At 30.2% G+C, this 490-nt stretch carries 1 protein-coding gene; it reads left to right on the top strand.

Features of this window, described 5'->3' with window-relative positions:
• Positions 1–205 precede the first annotated feature (205 nt).
• The coding region (locus tag UUA_RS19095) for a hypothetical protein (protein WP_202946902.1) at positions 206–490 on the top strand (285 nt) is incomplete at its 3' end.

Genomic DNA, 490 nt, shown 5'->3' with positions numbered 1-490 from the left:
GTTTGCGGCAGAGCTTTTGATTGATGATTACGATATTAAGGAAATACGTTATGAGCCAGTAAGCTGTATTGCTAGCACGTTAGGGGTTAGTGAGGAATTAGTCAAGTATAAAATACTAAATACGACTTAACGAAGTATTAAATAAAACTTAAATTTATGAGTGTTGGTATTTTATAAAACATAAAAATAAAACGAGGTGATCTTTATGGCGAGATATCAGCAAACATTTTTTAATGACTATCTTAAAAAATCTGCTACAATAATAGCCGATTCATTATGGGAATTTGAACTCAAAAAGCAACAACTTATTGCCAAATGGCAGGAAGAAGAAAACAAAAAAAGAGAAAGAGAAGCTATTCAAAGCTTGAGATTAGCGGAAAAAGAAGAAAAAGAATTTTTGAAAAATCAAGCACTTAAACTAACAAAAGAAGCTCAAAAAGAAATTGAGGAATATAAGAATATACTTCAGCATACATTAACAGTCAATGAT

This window comes from Rhodanobacter thiooxydans LCS2, from assembly GCF_000264375.1.
Taxonomy (GTDB): domain Bacteria; phylum Pseudomonadota; class Gammaproteobacteria; order Xanthomonadales; family Rhodanobacteraceae; genus Rhodanobacter; species Rhodanobacter thiooxydans.
Note: the sequence above shows the minus strand (reverse complement) of the source record. Positions and strands in the feature narration are given on the sequence as shown.